The 17,963-nt window shown below is 64.3% G+C and carries 18 protein-coding genes; 14 read left to right on the top strand and 4 right to left on the bottom strand.

What is annotated here, in order from left to right; all coding sequences use genetic code 11:
- Window positions 1-21: 21 nt before the first annotated feature.
- From AC56PL_RS05010 to AC56PL_RS05030, 5 genes are read left to right on the top strand one after another with little or no spacing between them, the layout of a single operon-like run.
- Window positions 22-831: a GNAT family N-acetyltransferase gene (locus tag AC56PL_RS05010; protein WP_497153164.1), complete on the top strand. Its 810-nt coding sequence runs from the start codon at window positions 22-24 to the stop codon at window positions 829-831.
- Window positions 828-1,883 (top strand): lysophospholipid acyltransferase family protein, encoded by a 1,056-nt coding sequence (locus tag AC56PL_RS05015; RefSeq protein ID WP_497153165.1) that lies wholly within the window; start codon window positions 828-830, stop codon window positions 1,881-1,883. The genes AC56PL_RS05010 and AC56PL_RS05015 overlap by 4 nt, the downstream gene beginning before the upstream one ends.
- Window positions 1,802-3,013 carry a cysteine desulfurase family protein gene (locus AC56PL_RS05020; RefSeq protein ID WP_497153166.1) on the top strand — a complete coding sequence of 404 codons (1,212 nt, stop codon included), beginning with the start codon at window positions 1,802-1,804 and terminating at the stop codon, window positions 3,011-3,013. Before AC56PL_RS05015 ends, AC56PL_RS05020 begins: the two co-directional genes overlap by 82 nt.
- Window positions 3,013-4,152, top strand: a complete 1,140-nt coding sequence (gene mnmA, locus AC56PL_RS05025) for a tRNA 2-thiouridine(34) synthase MnmA (RefSeq protein ID WP_495515280.1) — start codon at window positions 3,013-3,015, stop codon at window positions 4,150-4,152. Before AC56PL_RS05020 ends, mnmA begins: the two co-directional genes overlap by 1 nt.
- A complete protein-coding gene (locus AC56PL_RS05030; protein WP_495515281.1) occupies window positions 4,149-5,162 on the top strand; it encodes a uroporphyrinogen decarboxylase/cobalamine-independent methonine synthase family protein in 1,014 nt (337 codons plus the stop codon). The genes mnmA and AC56PL_RS05030 overlap by 4 nt, the downstream gene beginning before the upstream one ends.
- Window positions 5,163-5,280: 118 nt before the next feature.
- Here AC56PL_RS05030 and AC56PL_RS05035 read toward each other — a convergent pair whose 3' ends face one another.
- Complete coding sequence (locus tag AC56PL_RS05035) at window positions 5,281-5,541, bottom strand: GlsB/YeaQ/YmgE family stress response membrane protein (protein WP_495515282.1); 261 nt, start codon at window positions 5,539-5,541, stop codon at window positions 5,281-5,283.
- 85 nt (window positions 5,542-5,626) lie between these two features.
- Complete coding sequence (locus AC56PL_RS05040; protein ID WP_495515283.1) at window positions 5,627-6,031, bottom strand: MmcQ/YjbR family DNA-binding protein; 405 nt, start codon at window positions 6,029-6,031, stop codon at window positions 5,627-5,629.
- A gap of 91 nt (window positions 6,032-6,122) precedes the next feature.
- Between AC56PL_RS05040 and ligA the strand changes: the two genes are divergently transcribed.
- Complete coding sequence (gene ligA, locus AC56PL_RS05045; protein ID WP_495515284.1) at window positions 6,123-8,273, top strand: NAD-dependent DNA ligase LigA; 2,151 nt, start codon at window positions 6,123-6,125, stop codon at window positions 8,271-8,273.
- Window positions 8,274-8,303: 30 nt separating this feature from the next.
- On the opposite strand, the gene AC56PL_RS05050 is transcribed toward ligA, so the two are convergent.
- Complete coding sequence (locus AC56PL_RS05050) at window positions 8,304-9,101, bottom strand: DeoR family transcriptional regulator (protein WP_495515285.1); 798 nt, start codon at window positions 9,099-9,101, stop codon at window positions 8,304-8,306.
- Window positions 9,102-9,504: 403 nt separating this feature from the next.
- Here AC56PL_RS05050 and AC56PL_RS05055 point away from each other — a divergent pair, with 403 nt between their 5' ends.
- The 8 genes from AC56PL_RS05055 (at window position 9,505) to AC56PL_RS05090 (ending at window position 17,260) form a co-directional block, all read left to right on the top strand.
- Window positions 9,505-10,500 (top strand): extracellular solute-binding protein, encoded by a 996-nt coding sequence (locus tag AC56PL_RS05055; protein WP_495515286.1) that lies wholly within the window; start codon window positions 9,505-9,507, stop codon window positions 10,498-10,500.
- 8 nt (window positions 10,501-10,508) lie between these two features.
- The gene (locus tag AC56PL_RS05060; RefSeq protein WP_495515287.1) at window positions 10,509-11,387 is read left to right on the top strand and encodes an ABC transporter permease subunit; all 879 of its coding nucleotides are present in this window, start codon (window positions 10,509-10,511) and stop codon (window positions 11,385-11,387) included.
- 164 nt (window positions 11,388-11,551) lie between these two features.
- Window positions 11,552-12,262, top strand: coding sequence for an ABC transporter permease subunit (locus AC56PL_RS05065; protein WP_495515288.1), 711 nt, complete (start codon window positions 11,552-11,554; stop codon window positions 12,260-12,262).
- Complete coding sequence (locus tag AC56PL_RS05070) at window positions 12,259-13,377, top strand: ATP-binding cassette domain-containing protein (RefSeq protein WP_495515289.1); 1,119 nt, start codon at window positions 12,259-12,261, stop codon at window positions 13,375-13,377. Before AC56PL_RS05065 ends, AC56PL_RS05070 begins: the two co-directional genes overlap by 4 nt.
- Window positions 13,378-13,406: 29 nt before the next feature.
- A complete protein-coding gene (locus tag AC56PL_RS05075) occupies window positions 13,407-14,102 on the top strand; it encodes an HAD hydrolase-like protein (RefSeq protein ID WP_495516048.1) in 696 nt (231 codons plus the stop codon).
- The gene (locus tag AC56PL_RS05080) at window positions 14,102-14,917 is read left to right on the top strand and encodes a metallophosphoesterase (protein WP_497153167.1); all 816 of its coding nucleotides are present in this window, start codon (window positions 14,102-14,104) and stop codon (window positions 14,915-14,917) included. The genes AC56PL_RS05075 and AC56PL_RS05080 overlap by 1 nt, the downstream gene beginning before the upstream one ends.
- Window positions 14,918-15,221: 304 nt before the next feature.
- Window positions 15,222-16,556 carry a cation:proton antiporter domain-containing protein gene (locus AC56PL_RS05085; protein ID WP_495515291.1) on the top strand — a complete coding sequence of 445 codons (1,335 nt, stop codon included), beginning with the start codon at window positions 15,222-15,224 and terminating at the stop codon, window positions 16,554-16,556.
- 149 nt (window positions 16,557-16,705) lie between these two features.
- Complete coding sequence (locus AC56PL_RS05090) at window positions 16,706-17,260, top strand: YdcF family protein (RefSeq protein WP_497153168.1); 555 nt, start codon at window positions 16,706-16,708, stop codon at window positions 17,258-17,260.
- 26 nt (window positions 17,261-17,286) lie between these two features.
- Here AC56PL_RS05090 and AC56PL_RS05095 read toward each other — a convergent pair whose 3' ends face one another.
- On the bottom strand, window positions 17,287-17,955 hold the full coding sequence (locus AC56PL_RS05095; RefSeq protein WP_495515293.1) for an ACT domain-containing protein: 669 nt from the start codon (window positions 17,953-17,955) through the stop codon (window positions 17,287-17,289).
- Between the last annotated feature and the right edge of the window lie 8 nt (window positions 17,956-17,963).

Below are 17,963 nucleotides of genomic sequence, written 5' to 3' on the forward strand. Positions count from 1 at the left end.
GCGGTCGATACACCTATGCCCATGAGGACATATGCCGCACAGCGCGACACCGCACTCGTCTCCGGCCCTACCTACAGCCTGTATCTGAGCAACGACCTCTCCGACATCGACACCATCGCCCGGCTGCGTTACCGCGTCTTCGCCGGCGAGCCGGGCTTCACCGCGCCGGCATCGGCCTCCGCGGATCAACGCGACACCGATCGCTTCGACGAACATTGCGATCATCTGGTGGTCCGACACAATCTGAGCGGAGACGTGGTCGGCAGCTACCGCCTGCTGCCGCCGCCGGGCGCGATTGCCGCGGGCGGACCATATCTCGCAACCGAATTCGACATCACCGAACTCGACGGCATCGCACCACAAACGATCGAGATGGGACGAGCATGCGTCGACGCCGCACACCGATCCGGCGCGGTGCTGGCACTGATGTGGTCGGGCATCTTGGCCTACCTCGAGCGCAGCGGATACCGCTACCTCATGGGTGCCACCTCGGTACCCATCTCCGGCGATCCGTCGTGTGACCGTCCCGGCGCACAGGTCCGCGGGATCCGCGATCACGTGCGTAACCGGCACGCCGGACCGTGGCAGGCCTTTCCGCACCGCCGCGTCGAAATCGACGGAGTGCATCTCGATGACATCGACCCGTCACCGAGGCTGCGGATGCCGCCTCTGCTCACCGGCTACCTCCGAATGGGCGCGTGGATCTGCGGGGAGCCCGCACACGACCCGGACTTCGGTGTCGCCGATTTCGTAACGGTCCTCGACGGCCGGCTCGCCAACCGCAGATATCTGGACCGCCTACGCCAGGCGACGTCCGGAGCGGGGCGATGACCACCGCGAGTACAGCCATCGTGGCCGCGCCCCCAGAGGCTGCGTCCAGTGTCTCCGATCTCGCCGTCTCCGATCCCGCTGTGACCGGATCGCCGCGGCACGGCTGGTTCCCGGTCAGTGGCTGCGACAACAGCTGCATCCGCCCGGGCGAGCACCGGGCCGGACGGATTCGGCAGGCCCGGCGGATCGTGGCGTTGCCACTGACCATCGCCGCGGTTCTGGTGGTCGGTGTGATCGTGGCCTTCCTGCCCAGAGCGCTACGCACCCCGTACCTGCGGTTTGCCGCCCGCCGGTTGCTCGCCGCGCTCGGGCTGGCCTTGGACATCGACAATCCGGCCGACGAGGCGGCGGGAAGGATTTCCGGTGGCGGCCTCATCGTGGCCAACCACGTTTCGTTCCTCGACATCCTGGCGCTGGCCGCGGTCAGCCCGGCACATTTTGTAGCCAAGTCCGAGGTGACCGGGTGGCCGGTGATCGGATGGCTGACCCGGGGTATCGGTGTCATCGCGCTGAGGCGTGAATCCCTGCGGGAATTGCCGACAGTGGTCGACGAGGTGCGGGCCGAACTCGTGGCCGGTGACAGCGTCGGGGTGTTCCCCGAGGGAACCACCTGGTGTGGTCGCGGCGGTGGCCGCTTCCGGCCGGCGTTCTTCCAGGCCGCGATCGATGCGCAGGTGCCGGTACGTCCGATGGTGGTGAGTTTCCACACATCGGCAGGCCAGGTCAGCACCGCACCCTGCTACATCGGCGATGACACCATTGCCGACACCCTGCGTCGGGTGTTGCTCGCAAAAGGACTGACGGTGCGGGTCCGACTCTGTGAACTGCAGTTTTCCGGCTGTGATCGCCGTGAACTCGCGGCCCGCTGTGAGCGCATCGTGTTCGGGTTGCCGAATCTGAACGAGCGCGCCGACGGCGGCTCGGACGCTGGAAATAACAAGGGCGATGATGCGGTTATCCTTGGTTGGTTATGTTCTCCGCTGATCGCACGTCCATCTACCTCGACCACGCCGCGTCGACCATCATGGTCCCCGCCGCCGTCGTGGCGATGAATGAGCTCTTGGGGATCGCGGGCAATGCTTCGTCGCTGCACGGATCCGGTCGCCGGGCCCGTCGTCGCCTGGAGGAATCACGCGAATCGATCGCGGCCTCCCTGGGCGCACGGCCCTCCGAGGTGATCTTCACCGGTGGTGGCACCGAGAGCGACAACCTCGCCATCAAGGGCATCTTCTGGGCGCGCAACAAGAATCCGGAGACTCCGCGCAAGCGGATCATCGCTTCGTCGATCGAACATCACGCGATCCTCGATCCGGTGCTGTGGCTCGTTGATTCCGAGGGTGCCGACGTGACCTGGCTCCCGGTCGATGCCCAGGGACTCGTCGATCCTGCCGTCCTTCGCGCCGAGCTGTCGGCCCATGCCGAGCAGACCGCACTGGTCAGCGTGATGTGGGCCAACAACGAAATCGGTGCCATCGAACCCATTGCGGAGCTGGCCGAGATCTGTCGCGAGTTCGGGGTGCCGATGCACTCCGATGCGATCCAGGCCGCCGGGCATCTGCCCATCGACTTCGGTGCCAGCGGACTGTCGGCAATGAGTGTCACCGGACACAAGTTCGGTGGACCCTACGGCGTCGGTGCACTACTGCTCGGCCGCGACGTCGACTGTGTGCCGCTGCTGCACGGTGGCGGACACGAGCGCGACGTTCGCTCTGGCACCCCCGACGTACCGGCTGCGGTGGGTATGGCTGTGGCGCTGGACGTTTCGGTGCGAGAACTCGATGTCACGATGCCCGCGGTCGCGGCGCTGCGTGATCGACTGTTCGAGGTGCTCGCCGAATCGAGCTCCGGATGTGTCATCAACGGCCCGATCGGACCGCAGCGACTTCCCGGAAATGTACATGTTTCTTTCCCCGGCTGTGAAGGTGATTCGCTGTTGATGTTGCTCGACGCCAACGGTATTGAATGTTCGACCGGCTCGGCCTGCACGGCCGGTGTGGCGCGTGCGAGCCACGTGCTGACCGCGATGGGTGTGTCCACCGCCGATGCCCGTAGCTCCCTTCGCTTTTCGCTGGCACCGTCCACCACGGTCGACGAGATCGAGGCGGTCGGTGCGGTGATCGGTGAGGTCGTCGCCCGCGCACAGGCTGCCGGTATGGCCACCGCGATGGCGGGTGATCGCTGATGCGGGTACTCGCTGCCATGAGCGGTGGTGTCGACTCGGCAGTTGCCGCGGCCCGCGCCGTCGAGGCCGGACACGAGGTCGTCGGGGTGCACCTGGCGTTGTCGACCGCACCCGGCGCACTACGTACCGGTTCTCGCGGATGCTGTTCGCGTGAGGACGCCGACGATGCGCGCCGCGCTGCCGACGTGCTCGGGATCCCGTTCTACGTCTGGGACTTCGCCGATCGGTTCAAGGACGACGTCATCGACGAGTTCGTTGCCGCCTACGCTGCCGGGCAGACACCCAATCCCTGCTTGACCTGCAACGAGAAGATCAAGTTCTCCGCGTTGTCCGAGCGGGCGATCGCATTGGGATTCGACGCGGTGGCCACGGGCCACTACGCCCGGCTCGAGAACGGGCAACTGCGGCGAGCCGTCGACGACGACAAAGACCAGTCCTACGTGCTGGCGGTGCTGACCGCGGAGCAGCTTTCGCATGCGATGTTCCCGGTGGGCGACACCCCGAAGGATCAGATCCGCGCCGAGGCCGCCGCGAAAGACCTGTCCGTGGCCGACAAGCCGGACTCACACGACATCTGCTTCATCCCCACCGGAGATACCCGGGCCTTCCTCGGCGCCACCATCGGTGTGCGGCCGGGCAAGGTTGTCGACGCCGATTCGGGCGCCGAGCTCGCCGACCACGAGGGCGTCCACGGATTCACCATCGGTCAGCGCAAGGGCCTCGGGATCGAGGCCCCGGCAACCGACGGCAAGCCCCGGTACGTCACCGAGATCGACCCGGATTCGGGCACGGTGACGGTTGGTTCTTCTGAGCACCTCCAGGTGTGGAGTATCACCGCGGGCCGCGCGATCTGGACCTCCGGTGAGACGCCGACCGGGCCGTTCGAGGCGATGGTTCAGGTGCGGGCTCACGGTGGCCTGGCACCTGCGACGGTCGAGGCGATCGATGACGGTACCGACGGTGTCGAAGGTCCGGGAATCCGGATTCGACTGCAGGCCCCACTGACCGGTGTGGCCCGAGGGCAGGCAGCGGTTGTTTATCTACCGGATTCTGTCAACGGCGACCTGGTGGTCGGCAGTGGTCGCATCGTGGTGACCGGTTCGGTCCCCGGCGACCTGGTCAGCAGCTCCGGCGCGTGAGCATCCTGCCAGTCGGATCGGGCACAGGGGTCGGCTCGATGCCGGGCACCGATCCGCGGGTTGCCGCCGAGATCAGTGTCGGTGAAACAGAGTTCGCGTTCCTCCCGGAATTGCCCGCCCGCGGACTGGGCGCCGACATGGTCGGCCGGGCCGCGGTGCTCCTGGTTGACATGCCGATGGACGTCGCACCTTCGGGCTATCGACTCTCGGGACGCCCATCGGGTTTGAGTCGCCGGGCCCGGGACTTCCTGGCCGCCGATCTGGATGCCTTCGAAGAAGCCTGGGAGCGGGCAGGTTTGACCGGTACCGACCGCACCGTCAAAGTGCAGGCGTGCGGGCCGTTCACACTGGCCGCATCGGTGGAACTCGCCGGTGGTCACAAGATCCTCCGCGACGAGGGCGCGTGGTCCGATCTGGTCGAATCGATGGCCGAAGGCCTCCGGGTACACGCCAACGACGTCAGTAGGCGTACGGGCGCAAAGGTTGTCGTCCAGGTGGACGAACCGCTCATCGGCCGCGTGGTCGAGGGTTCGATCGAGCCGTTGACCCGGTTCAACATCATCAACCCGATCCCGGTGCAGACGGTCGCCGAGCACTACGACAACTTCATCACCGTGGTGAACCGCCCGGTGATCATGCACGACTGCTCGTCCGATGTGCAGTGGGATCTGCTGGCGCGGAGCCGCTTTGCCGCGATCAGCGTTGATCTTGCGCAGATCCGGACAGCAGACCTCGATGGGATCGGGCTGCTGCTCGACGAGGGCCGCGAGGTGGTGCTTGGCGCCGTACCGTCCACCGCGCCTGCCAAAGAACTCGCTGCCGAGCAGGTGGCCGCCAACTGCGCAGAGCTGATCGACCGAATCGGGTTGTCCCGCAAGGTGTTGGCCGAGCAGATCGTCATCAGTCCCGGATGTGGTCTGGCCGGGGCCGACGCGGAATGGGCGAAGACCGCGCTCGCGTTGTGCGGCAAGGCAGCTCAAGGCCTACACGCCGATCCCACATCTGTCTGACTCGTGCTCTGGAAACGTTCGGGAACATTTCACGTCCCGCACGGCTCTGATCTACATGAGCAATCACTACGCAAGGGTGTGTGAGCACCCCACGCGCAGCAACCGACGCAGGCGCAGATCAGGCAGTGCGCTTACGCGCCCACAACTGCCATCCGGCGGTCACGATCACGGCGCCGACCAGCGAGCCGATGATGCCGCTGATGTGGAATTGGATCCCGTGGCCCGTGACCAGGCTGATCAGCAGTCCGCCGACGAATGATCCGAGCAGGCCGGCGATGATCGCCAGGGTCCAGTCGATGCCACCGGAGGGCTTGCCGAGGATGAGCTGGGCTGCGGCGCCGATGAGCATGCCGAAGAGGATGATTCCGATGAGAAGCATGTGCGGAGTATATGCAGTGAGGTGACCCAGATCGCACATTGGACGTGATTTGGTCCTCGCGTCCGGGTCAACCGACGCCCGGGTATCAGCCCAGTTCGGCCGGTCGTTCTCCGTCGTCGAGGCGCGTGATGAGTTTCTTCGGCGCGATCATGCGGTAACTGGCGTCGAGCAATTCGGCCACCTCTGTCCAATCGGGCTTCTTCGACAGATCGAGACCAAGCCAACCGTAGGGCCCCACGTAGGCCGGATAGAAGAACCGGGGATCTTGTTCCAGGGCACTACGTTCGGATTCGTCGACCTTGAAGAGGATCGACGCGTCGAACCTCGGCCCGCCCTTGACGCCACCGCCGTACATGCCGAACATCTTTCCGCCACGAAATGTGGGCCTGCCGTGTGCGACGACCTCGGTGGCATCGGGAAACGCCAGGGCGACACTGCGCAACCGATTCAGGACCGGGTCATCGTCGGAGAACATGATCGGGTGCGACATGGTGACAAGGGTAGAACGAGCAGGTGGGGCGTTTCGACTATTCGGCCGTAGCCGGATTGGTCTGTCGGCACCCTCGACTATCTTCAACAGTGTGTCCGACAGTGCAGATATCGAAGAGCCGACGCCCGCGGAGCCCACCCCCTCGGATGTGCGCGAGCAGTGGGCGAGGCTGGCCGAAGAGGTGCGTGACCACCAGTTTCGCTACTACGTCAAAGACGCGCCGATCATCACCGACGGTGATTTCGATGCCCTTCTCCAGAAGCTGCAGCACCTGGAGGAGCAGTATCCCGAGCTGGCGGTGGCCGACTCGCCGACCAAGCTCGTCGGCGGTGGATTCGCAACCGAGTTCAAGGCGGTTGATCACCTCGAACGCATGATGTCGCTCGACAACGTCTTCGACGCCGAGGAGATGCGGGCCTGGGTCGGTCGCGTCGAGGCCGATGCCGGCGCCGGCCTGGAATACCTGTGCGAGCTGAAGATCGACGGCGTGGCGTTGAGCCTGGTCTATGAGAAGGGTGTGCTCGTTCGAGGCACCACCCGAGGCGACGGCCGCACAGGTGAAGATGTCACCCTCAACGCGAAAACCATCAACGACGTCCCGCATCGGCTGACCGAATCGGAGAAGTACCCGATTCCGGATCTGCTGGAGGTTCGCGGTGAGGTGTTCTTCCGGGTCAAAGACTTTCAAGCGCTCAATGCGTCGTTGGTCGAGGCCGGTAAGGCGCCGTTCGCCAACCCGCGCAACTCCGCGGCCGGTTCGCTGCGCCAGAAGAATCCACAGATCACCGCACGCCGTCGGCTGGGCATGATCTGCCACGGGCTCGGCCGGGTCGAGGGAGCCACATTCAAGACCCTCCACGACGCTTATCTGGCGCTGGGGGAGTGGGGCCTTCCGGTTTCTAAGCACACCACCAAACTTGTTGGCGCCGAATCGATCCTGGAGAGGATCGATTATTGGGGCGTGCATCGCCACGATGTCGAACACGAGATCGACGGCATCGTGGTGAAGGTCGACGACTTAGGATTGCAGCGTCGTCTCGGCTCCACCTCCCGCGCGCCGCGCTGGGCCATCGCATACAAGTACCCGCCTGAAGAGGTGACGACGAAGCTGCTCGACATCAAGGTGGGCGTCGGTAGAACGGGTCGAGTCACGCCGTATGCCTTCATGAAGCCGGTCACTGTCGCTGGTTCGACTGTGTCGCGGGCGACGCTGCACAATGCGTCGGAGGTGAAGCGCAAGGGCGTGTGGATCGGTGACACCGTCACCATCCGCAAGGCCGGTGACGTGATACCCGAGGTTCTCGGTCCGGTCGTCGATCTACGCGACGGCACAGAGCGTGAGTTCGTGATGCCCACGCACTGTCCCGAATGCGGAACGGAACTGAAATACGAGAAAGACGGCGACGCGGACATTCGCTGCCCCAACAGTGAGCTGTGTCCCGCGCAGTTACGTGAGCGTCTTTTTCATTTGGCTGGCCGGGGAGCGTTCGACATCGAGGCCCTCGGCTACGAGGCTGCCGGAGCGTTGCTGTCATCTGGCGTTCTGCGCAACGAGGCCGACCTGTTCTCGTTGACCGCCGATGATCTGGCGCGAGTTGAACTATTCAACAATAAAGACGGTGGATTGTCGGCCAACGGCGCCTGGTTGCTCACCAATCTCGAGAAGGCCAAGAAGGTGCCGCTGTGGCGGGTACTGGTAGGGCTGTCGATCAGGCATGTCGGGCCCAGCGCGGCGCGTGCGCTGGCCACGGAGTTCGGCTCGCTCGAAGCCATCGAGTCGGCTTCGGTTGAGCAACTCGCCGATGTCGAAGGTATGGGAAACACGTTGGCGCAGAGCGTCGTCGACTGGTTCGCCGTCGACTGGCATCGTGAGATCGTCGACAAGTGGCGGGCCGCAGGCGTCCAGATGGAGGACGAGCGCGACGAGTCGATCCCGCGCAACCTCGAGGGCCTGAGCATCGTGGTCACCGGTTCCCTGCAGGACTTCTCCCGCGACGGTGCCAAGGAAGCGATCCTGGTCCGCGGCGGCAAGGCGTCGGGGTCGGTGTCGAAGAAGACCGCGTTTGTGGTGATCGGTGACGCCCCGGGGACGAAAGCGGCCAAAGCAGAACAACTCGGTGTCCCCATCCTCGACGAGGACGGTTTCAAAAAACTCTTGGCTGAGGGACCGCCGGCAACAGACGACAGCGAAAACGCGGTCGATGCCGGTCCGAGCGAGGAGGAGCCAGCGGACCCGAAATAGCCACCCCGCAAGGTTCAAGTTCGGCGGCAGCTACTCCTGCCCGCGTGCATCGGTGCAGACGGTGACACGTGCGTCATGCTCACGAAGTTCACGCAAAACGTCCCTCGGTGCGCCGGGATCGGTGATCACCTGCTCGAAATCAGCCAGGGGCGCAGCCCAATGCAACGCGGTTCGGCCAAGTTTGCTGTGATCGGCGAGAGCAATCCGTCGGCCCGACGACGCGAGCATGGCCTGCTTGCACGCGACGACGTCCTGCTCTTGGTGGTACATCCCGCCGGCATCGATTCCGGAAAACGAGAAGAACCCGATATCGGCGCGGACCCGCCTCGCCGCAGCCTGGCAATCGACGCCGAGGAGCGAGGCGAGCCGACTGTTGTACTCGCCTCCGAGTACAACCAGGACCACGTCCGACCACTGCGACGCAGTGGTGATGATCGGGACGAAGTTGGTGATCAGGGTCAGCGGACGGGTCTCCTCGAGGAGTTCCAGTAAGTGGAGATTGGTCGTCGAATTATCCAGTAGCACTGACATTCCTGGCTCGACGTACTGCGCGGCCAACCGGGCAATCGACCGCTTCTCTTCCAGTGCATGGCTCATCCTGAACTCGACACTGCTCTCGAACACACTGGAAGGTTGCGCGGTGACGCCGCCGTGGAACTTCCGGACGACGCGCTTCCTCGCCAGCGCATCCAGATCTCGATGCATGGTCACCAGGCTCACACCGAACAGTTCCGCGAGTTCTTGTGCGGTGGACGTGTTGTGTGCGAACAGGTGATCGGCAATGGCTTGCTGGCGTCGTGCCGGCGGGGCCGCTCTGCTCGAGCTCACTGACGGTCTCCTCGATCTGGGCACAGGGGATGGATTGGGGATACGCCGGGCCGATCTCCATGACCGTAGCATTGTTCGACGTCCGTCCATGGATGCTCATCTACCCGATGACGACCGCAATGTGACTGCAGTACAGCCGCTTTCGTGTCGATGTGCGCGAAGGAGTCCGGTAGCCAGACGCCCGAAGTCCGTTAGCGTAACTAATGGTTAAATCTTCATGATTTGGTGAAAACTACCCATTTTCGTGCGACATACTGGGACTGCGGACCACGGTGTCCGCCTCTCGCTGGTCTGCTCAAGGCCCAATTCATCCCCTAAAAGAGGAGTGGCATCCGCAATGCGCGGTCTCGTTCGTTCACGTTCAAAAGTAGTGAAATATGCTGGGGCGCTTGCAGTTATCGCCATGATGTCGACCGCTGGATGTTCCAGTGCGGTGGGAGGCGGTGGCAGCGATGCAGCCGCAGGCACGGTGGTCCAGTACAACAGTCCGGACGAGTGGGCGAATTACAAGGACGTCCGAGCGGCATTCGCCGAGCAGACGGACATCACCGTTCCCGCCGATGTCAAGAACAGCGGGCAGACTCTCTCCGCACTGGCAGAGCAGAAGGACCATCCGCAGGCCGATGTGGCCTACTGGGGACCAACCTTCGGTGTCTCTGCTGATCAGCAGGGTCTCTTGGAACCCTATGTGCCGGCCGGGGCCGACGAGATCTCGAACGATTTGAAGGCCGCCGATGGTTCATGGAACGTCGCGCACTACGGCGTGGTGTCGTTCCTGGTCAACAAGAAGGCGCTCGGCGGGCTTCCCGTGCCGCAGAGTTGGGACGATCTGCTCAAGCCCGAGTACAAGGACATGGTGTTCTACGCCGATCCGGCAAAGGCGGCGATCGGGTACTACACGGCGGCGGCGGTCAATCTTGCTCGCGGCGGGTCGATGACCGACTGGTCCCCGGCCCTCGACTACTTCGCGAAGTTGAAGGCGAACGGTGGTCAGGCGCCTGTCAACACCACGCCCAGCAAGGCAGCTTCGGGTGAGTATCCGATCCTCGTCGACGCTGACTTCAACGGCTACGCACAGAAGTACAACCAGAATGCCGACATCGAGGTCGTCCTTCCCTCCGACGGAACCGTCAAGGTCGCCTACGCTTTGAGCCTGGTCAAGAACGGGCCGAATCCGGACGGCGCGAAGAAGTGGATCGACTTCCAGTTCTCGGATGAGGGGCAGAAGCTCTTCGCTGAGTTCTACGTGCATCCCGTTCGCGGTGAAATGCCTGCCGACATCGCGGCGAAGATCGCTCCGAGTGAGGCGTACGACGCGGCGCAGTCGCTTGACATGACCGAACTCGCTGCGGCACAGGCTGATTTCGTCGCCGATTACACCGCTGCAATCTCGGGCTGACCATGCTCATGACCGGCCCGAGCACCAAACGCACCGGCCGGCCGAGGCCGCGCGTCCCGCGCGGCCTCGGCGTGATGGTGTGTTCGATTCCCGCAGTCGCCTTCCTGGTGTTGTTCATGGTGGCTCCACTCACATCTTTCCTGGTCCGAAGCGTCACGGGATCCGGTGGGGGATTCACCTGGCAGTACTACACAGAGATCTTCACGGTGGCGAATTACCGTACCGCCCTGATCAATTCACTGTGGCTTGCGATCGCCTCCACCGTGGTCACCCTGATCGTCGCCCTTCCGGCCGCGCTTCATCTGGCCCGACTCACCAGTGGCCGGGCGGCGGGCTTCGACGCGATCCTGACCTTCCCGCTCTCGCTACCCGGGCTTGTGATCGGATTCTTCGTCATCGTGCTGTTCGGCCGCGCCGGGTTGGCGCAGGCCGCCGGGACCGCGTTGACCGGACAGCCGATGCTGGTCATCGCCTACTCGATGCCCGGTCTGCTGATTGCTTATCTCTACTTTCAGCTGCCTCGTACCCTGGGCATTCTCCGCGGTGCGGCCAGCGGCCTCGATGCAGATCTGAGTGCGGTCGCCCGCACCCTGGGTGCGTCCCCGGTGCGGATATTCGCAACGGTGGTCTTGCCTGCGTTGTGGCCTGCCATCCTGTCCGCGGCCGGGCTTGCGGTCGCAAGTTCGCTGGGCGCCTACGGAACCGTGGCCGCGCTCTCCGAGGGTTTCCGGGTCTTGCCGCTGGAAATCGCGGAGCAGGGAACAGCTCTGCAGAACACTGCGTTGGCCGGCGCGATGTCCATCACGCTGGCGGCAGTCGCCCTCGTCTTCACGCTCCTCAACACTGTGGGCGAGCGTCTCATCGCGAAATCGGAGCGTGCAAGATGAGTATGCGTACAACTCTGACGGCGCCGGTCGACCCCGTAGGTTCGACTACTCGATCCGATCGCCGATCACCCCGACCGGCTCCACGCCGAGCGCAGCGTTCCCGGCGCCGTTGGGTCACCGGCTCCGCCGCCTGGTTCTGCGTCGTCTTCTCGATCTTGCCGATCGTGGTAACCGTTCTCGTCGCATTCACCGACAATTGGAACAACGGTCCGCTCAGCGGGGGTCTCACCACCAAGTGGGTCGACGAGGCGCTGACGACATTCGTTCCGGCACTGTCGATCAGCCTGCAGGTGGCGCTCTACACGCTGGTGATCGGCATACCACTCGGGATTCCGCTGGCGCTGCTCTTTGCCCGCAGTCGGCTCCCCGGCATCGGGATCGTCAGATGGGTGACAAGTCTCCCGTTGGCCGTTCCCGGAATTGCGGTCGGGTTGGCCCTGAGCGCCATGTATCCCCAGATGCAGCGGTCGGGGTGGTTGCTGATCTGCGGTCACGTGGTCGTCACGATGCCTTTCCTGGTCGCCGCCCTCACCCCGGTCCTACGGGACCCAGACCTGCGTGAGCTCGAACAGACCGCGGCGACGCTGGGGGCAGGGGTGCTACGCCGACTGCGTACCGTGACGCTGCCGCACATCCGGCCGTCGTTGCTGGCGGCGGCGCTGATGGTGCTCACATTGAGTTTTGGTGAGTTCAACCTGACGTACTTCCTCGTCAATCCAGCACAGCAGACACTGCCGGTCGTGCTGTTCAGCTCCTTCGTCTACGGCCAAACCTCCGCTGGTGCGGCGTTGACGCTCTGGTACTGCGCTGCGGTGATTCCGATGGCGATCGCCCTTCACATTCTCGGCACACTGACGGTTAGGAGATCGAAATGACCTCAAGGACAGAAGGATCCGAAGCCTCGGTACCCGCCGTCGAGGCCACCGCGCTGGTCCGGCGCTATCCCAAATCGGATCGAGACGCAGTCAGCGGCGTGAGCTTCGATGTCTCCTCCGGAGAGGTACTGGCGTTGGTCGGACCCTCGGGCTGCGGCAAGTCCACCACTCTGCGAATGATTGCCGGACTGGAGCCACTGGACGGCGGTACGTTGTCGCTCGACGGTACCGATGCCACCGGAACCCGTCCGGAAGGCCGTCGAATCGGCTGGGTTCCACAGAGTTACGGATTGTTTCCGCACATGAGTGTGGCTGCCAACGTCGGCTATGGACTCAGCGCGCGGCGCGTCTCCAAGGACGAACGCGTCGCTGCCGTCGCCGAGGCCCTGAGGTTGGCCCGTGTCTCGGAGTTGGCCGAGCGGTCCCCGCGGCAGCTGTCCGGCGGTCAGCGCCAACGGGTTGCACTGGCGCGAGCCCTCGCCACCGATCCTCGAGTGCTACTTCTCGACGAACCCCTCGCCGCGCTGGACCCGCAACTTCGCGATGAATTGCGCCTCGAACTTGCCACGATCCTGCGTGCTTCGGGGCGCGCGACGATCCTGGTCACACACGATCAGCAAGAAGCGCTGGCCCTCGCTGATCGCATCGCAGTCATGCGCGATGGCCGAATGGAGCAGTGCGCCACGGCACGAGAACTCTGGCAGCAGCCGGCCAATGCATTCGTCGCGGCCTTCCTCGGGCGCGCCGCACTGGTGAGCGGCAGCGTCACGGCGAACCGGACAATAGCGGTCAACGGTGGTTGGGAGATCCCCGTCGACCAGATTGCCTCCAGCGGCCTGGTCGCCGGTCAGAACTGCGAACTCGTCCTCCGGACACGCAGTTTCGCTCATTGCACCGAGCCCGGGGCCGGCTTGCCGCTGCGCGTTGTCCAGAGTGAGTACCTCGGGGATCTCGTGCGGGTGCACGGCCGGATCGGTCTCTCCGACACTGCGCTGACAGTGGAGTTGCCGTCATCGATTGCTGTCACCGACTGGATCGGACTCGTGCCTGTTCCCGGATCGATCACAGTCAATTCTGTTGCTGACGAAAGGGTTTCATCATTACTGCCACACTAGAGGCGCAGGGCGGCCGGGAGACGCTGATCCTGTGGGACCTCGACCGTACGCTGCTTGACGTAGCGGGCGTCGACCGCGAGGTCTGGTTCGAACTGTGTTCCGAAATAGTGGGCCGGCCCATCGCCGACGCGAAGGTCATCGAGGGAAGCACCATCCGAGGGTTGCTGCGCTCGATACTGCAACAGTTCGACGTCCCCGAATCCGAGGCCGACCAACTGTTGCCGCGGGCGTTGGCCCGAGAGGTCGAACTCCTGCGGGAACGCCGTGCGTTGCTGGTGCAACGAGGCCGCGCATTGCCCGGCGCCAAGTCGGCGATCGAGGACTTTTCGCGCTACTCGCACATATATCAATCAGCACTCACCGGAAATCAGATCGAAGTGGCCGAAATCAAATTGGCGGCGTACGGACTGCTCGACGGACTCGACCTCCAGCAGGGAGCCTTTGGCAAGGACACGATGAAACGACCTGACTTGGTTCCCATTGCCATCGCCAACGCGGAACGTCGACTGGGTCGGCGCGTCGACCCTGCTGACGTGCTCTTGATCGGCGACACCGTACTCGACGTCGAGGCGGCTCGACGGAACGGTGCCCGGGTCGTGGCCGTGAGTACCGGAACCGCTGATGCGGAATCGTTGTCCGCCGCCGGAGCGGATCTGGTCGTCTCCAGCCTGGAGGATCTCTGCAACACCGTTCGCAACACACCGACACTGAATGGAATTCTGTAATGGCATACGACAATTGCTACGAATTGGTTCAGATCAGCGACACCCATCTGGTCGCTTCGGGCGAATTGCTCGAAGGGCTCGACACGCAGGCCCACCTCGAACTTGCCTGCGAAGCGATCCGCGCCGCTGACACCACGTTCGACGCGATCCTACTGACCGGCGATCTGGTGGATGGGGGCGGACGCGAAGCCTACCAACGACTCTCGTCCCTCATCGGTGATCTGAGTGCGGACTTGGGTGTACCCGCGATTTACCTGTCCGGCAATCATGATGATCCCACCCTGTTCGCCGAAGAGCTGGGAACGCCGGTTTCTGCTCAGGGAACACTCGACTTCACCACGCACGTCCGGGATCTGCGAGTGATCGGATTGGACAGCAACGTGCTGGGCGCCGGACACGGGGAGATCCGTCCCCACCAGTTCGAATGGCTGGCAGAAACGTTGAGCACCAAGGCTGCCGACGGTACGGTGCTGATCATCCATCACCCGCCGATGCCGGCCACTTCGCCGTATCTCGAGGACTACATCCTCGATCCCGACGATCGGGAACAGCTTGGCGATCTTGTTCGCGACTCGGATGTGCGAATGATCGTCTCCGGTCATTACCACCAGCCGGTCGGCGCCGTGCTCGCCGGAATCCCGCTCTGGGCAGGTGGCGCAGTGTCGTACACCGGTAGCGCCTTTGCTCCGAGCGGACTGCATCAGGGGCTACGCATGCCGATGATTTCGAAGATTCAACTGCATCCGGAGACCGCTTTCGGACTCGCTCATCCGTTGTTGACGGAGGCGCCGGTCTACACGATGTCGAGCGAGTAGGGGACAACCTCTCGCGCGCGTTCGGCAGTCAGGGCGGGCAGTCGACGGCGGTCAGGGCGGGCGTTCGATCATCAATCGATTCTGGGCGGACACCAGGCCCGCAACGTTCGATGTTGGCGAGGAAATCGCGGCTGGTGGTCACCCGTTTCGGGTGATGCGCGCGGCGCCACTGCTGCCGATGCTGGTAGTCGGGCGCGTTCTGGGCGTCAGGGCATACCAACCGATTCGGGGGTTTGGCGATCGATATCCGCGGCTCGGTGTGTGATCGGCGAGCGGCTGTCGTGTGGTGCCGGGGCGCGCAGTCATGAGCGACCATCAGGAGACCATCCATTCGGCGGTTCCGTTGGTGCTCGTTGGTTCGGTGTTCGTCTACTCGATCGTGTCGGCGCGACTGGATCGGGCGCGGGTGAGTGCGCCGATGGTGTTCGTGGCGATCGGGGTGCTGATCGGGGCCTCCGGTCTCGGGCTCGTGCGGGTGGATCCGGGCGGCCACTGGTTGCTGACGGTCGCCGAGTTGACCCTTGCCCTGCTGCTCTTCTCGGATGCATCGCACTTGCGGTTGCGTGACGTCGAGGGCGATTCGGGACCGCCGACCCGGTTGCTGCTGATCGGGTTGCCGCTCACTCTGCTCGCGGGCACCCTGCTCGCATTCTGGATGTTCCCCGATCGTGGATGGGTGGTGGCCGCCCTGATCGCCGCACTCCTCGCCCCGACCGACGCCGCGCTCGGTGCCGTGGTGGTCAGCGACACCCGGATCCCCGCCCGGATACGCCGGATGCTGAATGTCGAAAGTGGACTCAACGACGGCATGGCCACGCCGGTGGTGATGGTGCTGATCACGGTGGTCGCGTCGGAGGCCGAAAAGCTCGGTTCTCTCGATTGGGTCCTGGATGCCGCTTGGGCGATGTCGGTTGCCGTGGTGGTCGCGATTGTCGTCGGCGGTGGTGGCGGCTGGGTGCTGCGCTGGTGTCGCGGCCGCGGGTGGACATCGCCGTTGTCGGAGCAGGTAGCCGTCCTGATGATGGCGCTGCTGTGTTATCTCGCCGCGACCGAGATCGACGGCAACGGGTTTGTCGCGGCGTTCGTGGGCGGGATGCTCTTCGGATTCGCGACGCCGCCGTCGCTGCGCGTGCGGTCCGAGTTCACCGAGACGATGGGGTTGTTGGCGTCTTATGTGGTGTGGATGGCGTTCGGCGCCACCATGGTCGGGACGGCGCTCGAGCATGCCACCGTGCGGACCGTGGTGGTCGCGGTCGGTGCGTTGACGGTGGTTCGGATGGTTCCGGTGGCCATCGCGATGGCCCGCGGCCGGTGGGGATGGCAGACGATCCTGTTCGTCGGATGGTTTGGTCCGCGGGGCCTGGCGACGGTGATCTTCGTGATGATCGCGGCGCAGGAACTGGGGACGTCCGCGGTCTCCGATCACCTGATCGAGGTCGCCTCGCTGACGGTGGTGTTCTCGATCCTGGCGCACGGCCTCAGTGCGTTCCCGCTGGCGGGACGCTACGGGCGGTGGGCGGCGTCCCTGCCCGACGATGCTCCTGAGCGGGTGGCGGTGACCGCGGTGTCGACCCGGCGGGTGATGCTGCACATCGGACCGCGCGGCGCCGAACACGAGTCACCCCCCGATCGGTCGTGAAGTGCACCGGGTGGCTGCTCCGGATGACCGGCGCGGCCAAGCCGAAATAATTTGATACTGATCATGTCAATTGCTGAACACAAACACCCCACGAATGTTGCGATGGAGGCACGAAAAGACAACAAAGACATTCCAGGACGGTGAAGTGTATGAAATCGTTACAAAAAGGGTTCGTGGTTGTGGCCGCGACCGTGACGGCGCTGACCGGCGCGCTTCTGGTGCCTCCGGCCATCGCGCCGCCGGTTGTCCACGCGGAGCCGGAAGCCTCGCCCGACGCGTTTCTCGCGGGCGATCCGATCGGCCGTTACATCGTGGTTCTCGGTGCACGCATCGAGGCTCGAGGAACCCCGCCTCCGATACTCGTGCAGCGCCTGGACCGAGCTGCAGCGCTGTCATACGTGAATCCGTTCAACAGGATCATCGTCACCGGTGGAAACACTGGGGTGGTGCCGATATCCGAGGCCACCTTCATGCATCGTGAACTCGTCGAACGCGGCATTGCGCCCTGGCTGGTCATCGACGAACACACAGCCATGAGTACCAACGACAACGCGATCCGGGTGGTTGCGATGCTCAAGGGTCTCGGCGCCACCGGCGCCGTCATCGTCACCAACGACTTTCATATGTCCCGTGCCATGAAGCTGTTCCGCGCACAAGCGGCCGAACAGCGGGTGAACCTCACGTTTGTACCCGGATACGCCTGACGGGGGACACGCCCCGGCGCTCGCCGTCAGCTCTGCGAGAGCACGGTGGTGACGATTTTCGCCAGGTAGCCGATGCGGGCGATCTCGGACGGCCGGAAGTCCGGGCCACCTGGTCGTCCGAGCAACAGCGCCTTGCCGGGCGTACCGATCGGAGCGGCGGCCAGCCGGATGTCCATGTCGCGCCATGACTGGGGGACCCAGGGCGCTTCGGGATTGAGCTCGGCGGTCTCGGCGATGGGCAGCCAGCTGGCATCGGTCAGCTGGGTCTCGGGAGCACTCGAGCTGCCGAACAACTGGATTGCGCCGCCGCCACCGCCTGTGGTGATGATGGTCGCCCAGTCGACCCGGAGAACTCGGGGTGCGGAATCGACCAGCACCTGCAGACGATCGCGGCCTGCGCGGGCGATGTCGTTGACCAGTTCGAGTTCGCGATGGGTTTCGAGCAGACCGGTGTAGGGCCGGATCGAGTCGACGCGGACCCCGTCCACCTTCTCCGCCGCCGTGATCAACGTGTCGGGCAGTGCACCGCGGGGGACCTCGACCACGATGTCGTCGACCGCGTAGCCCTCACCGCGCTCGACGACGTCCAACGAGAGGATGTCGGCGCCGACGGAACCGAGTGACACGGCCAGTAGACCGAGTGAGCCGGGACGATCTTGCAGGTAGACGCGCAACAGGTAGGACACGCCGGTCATTGTCCCAC

This window comes from Williamsia sp. Y721 (assembly GCF_059683565.1).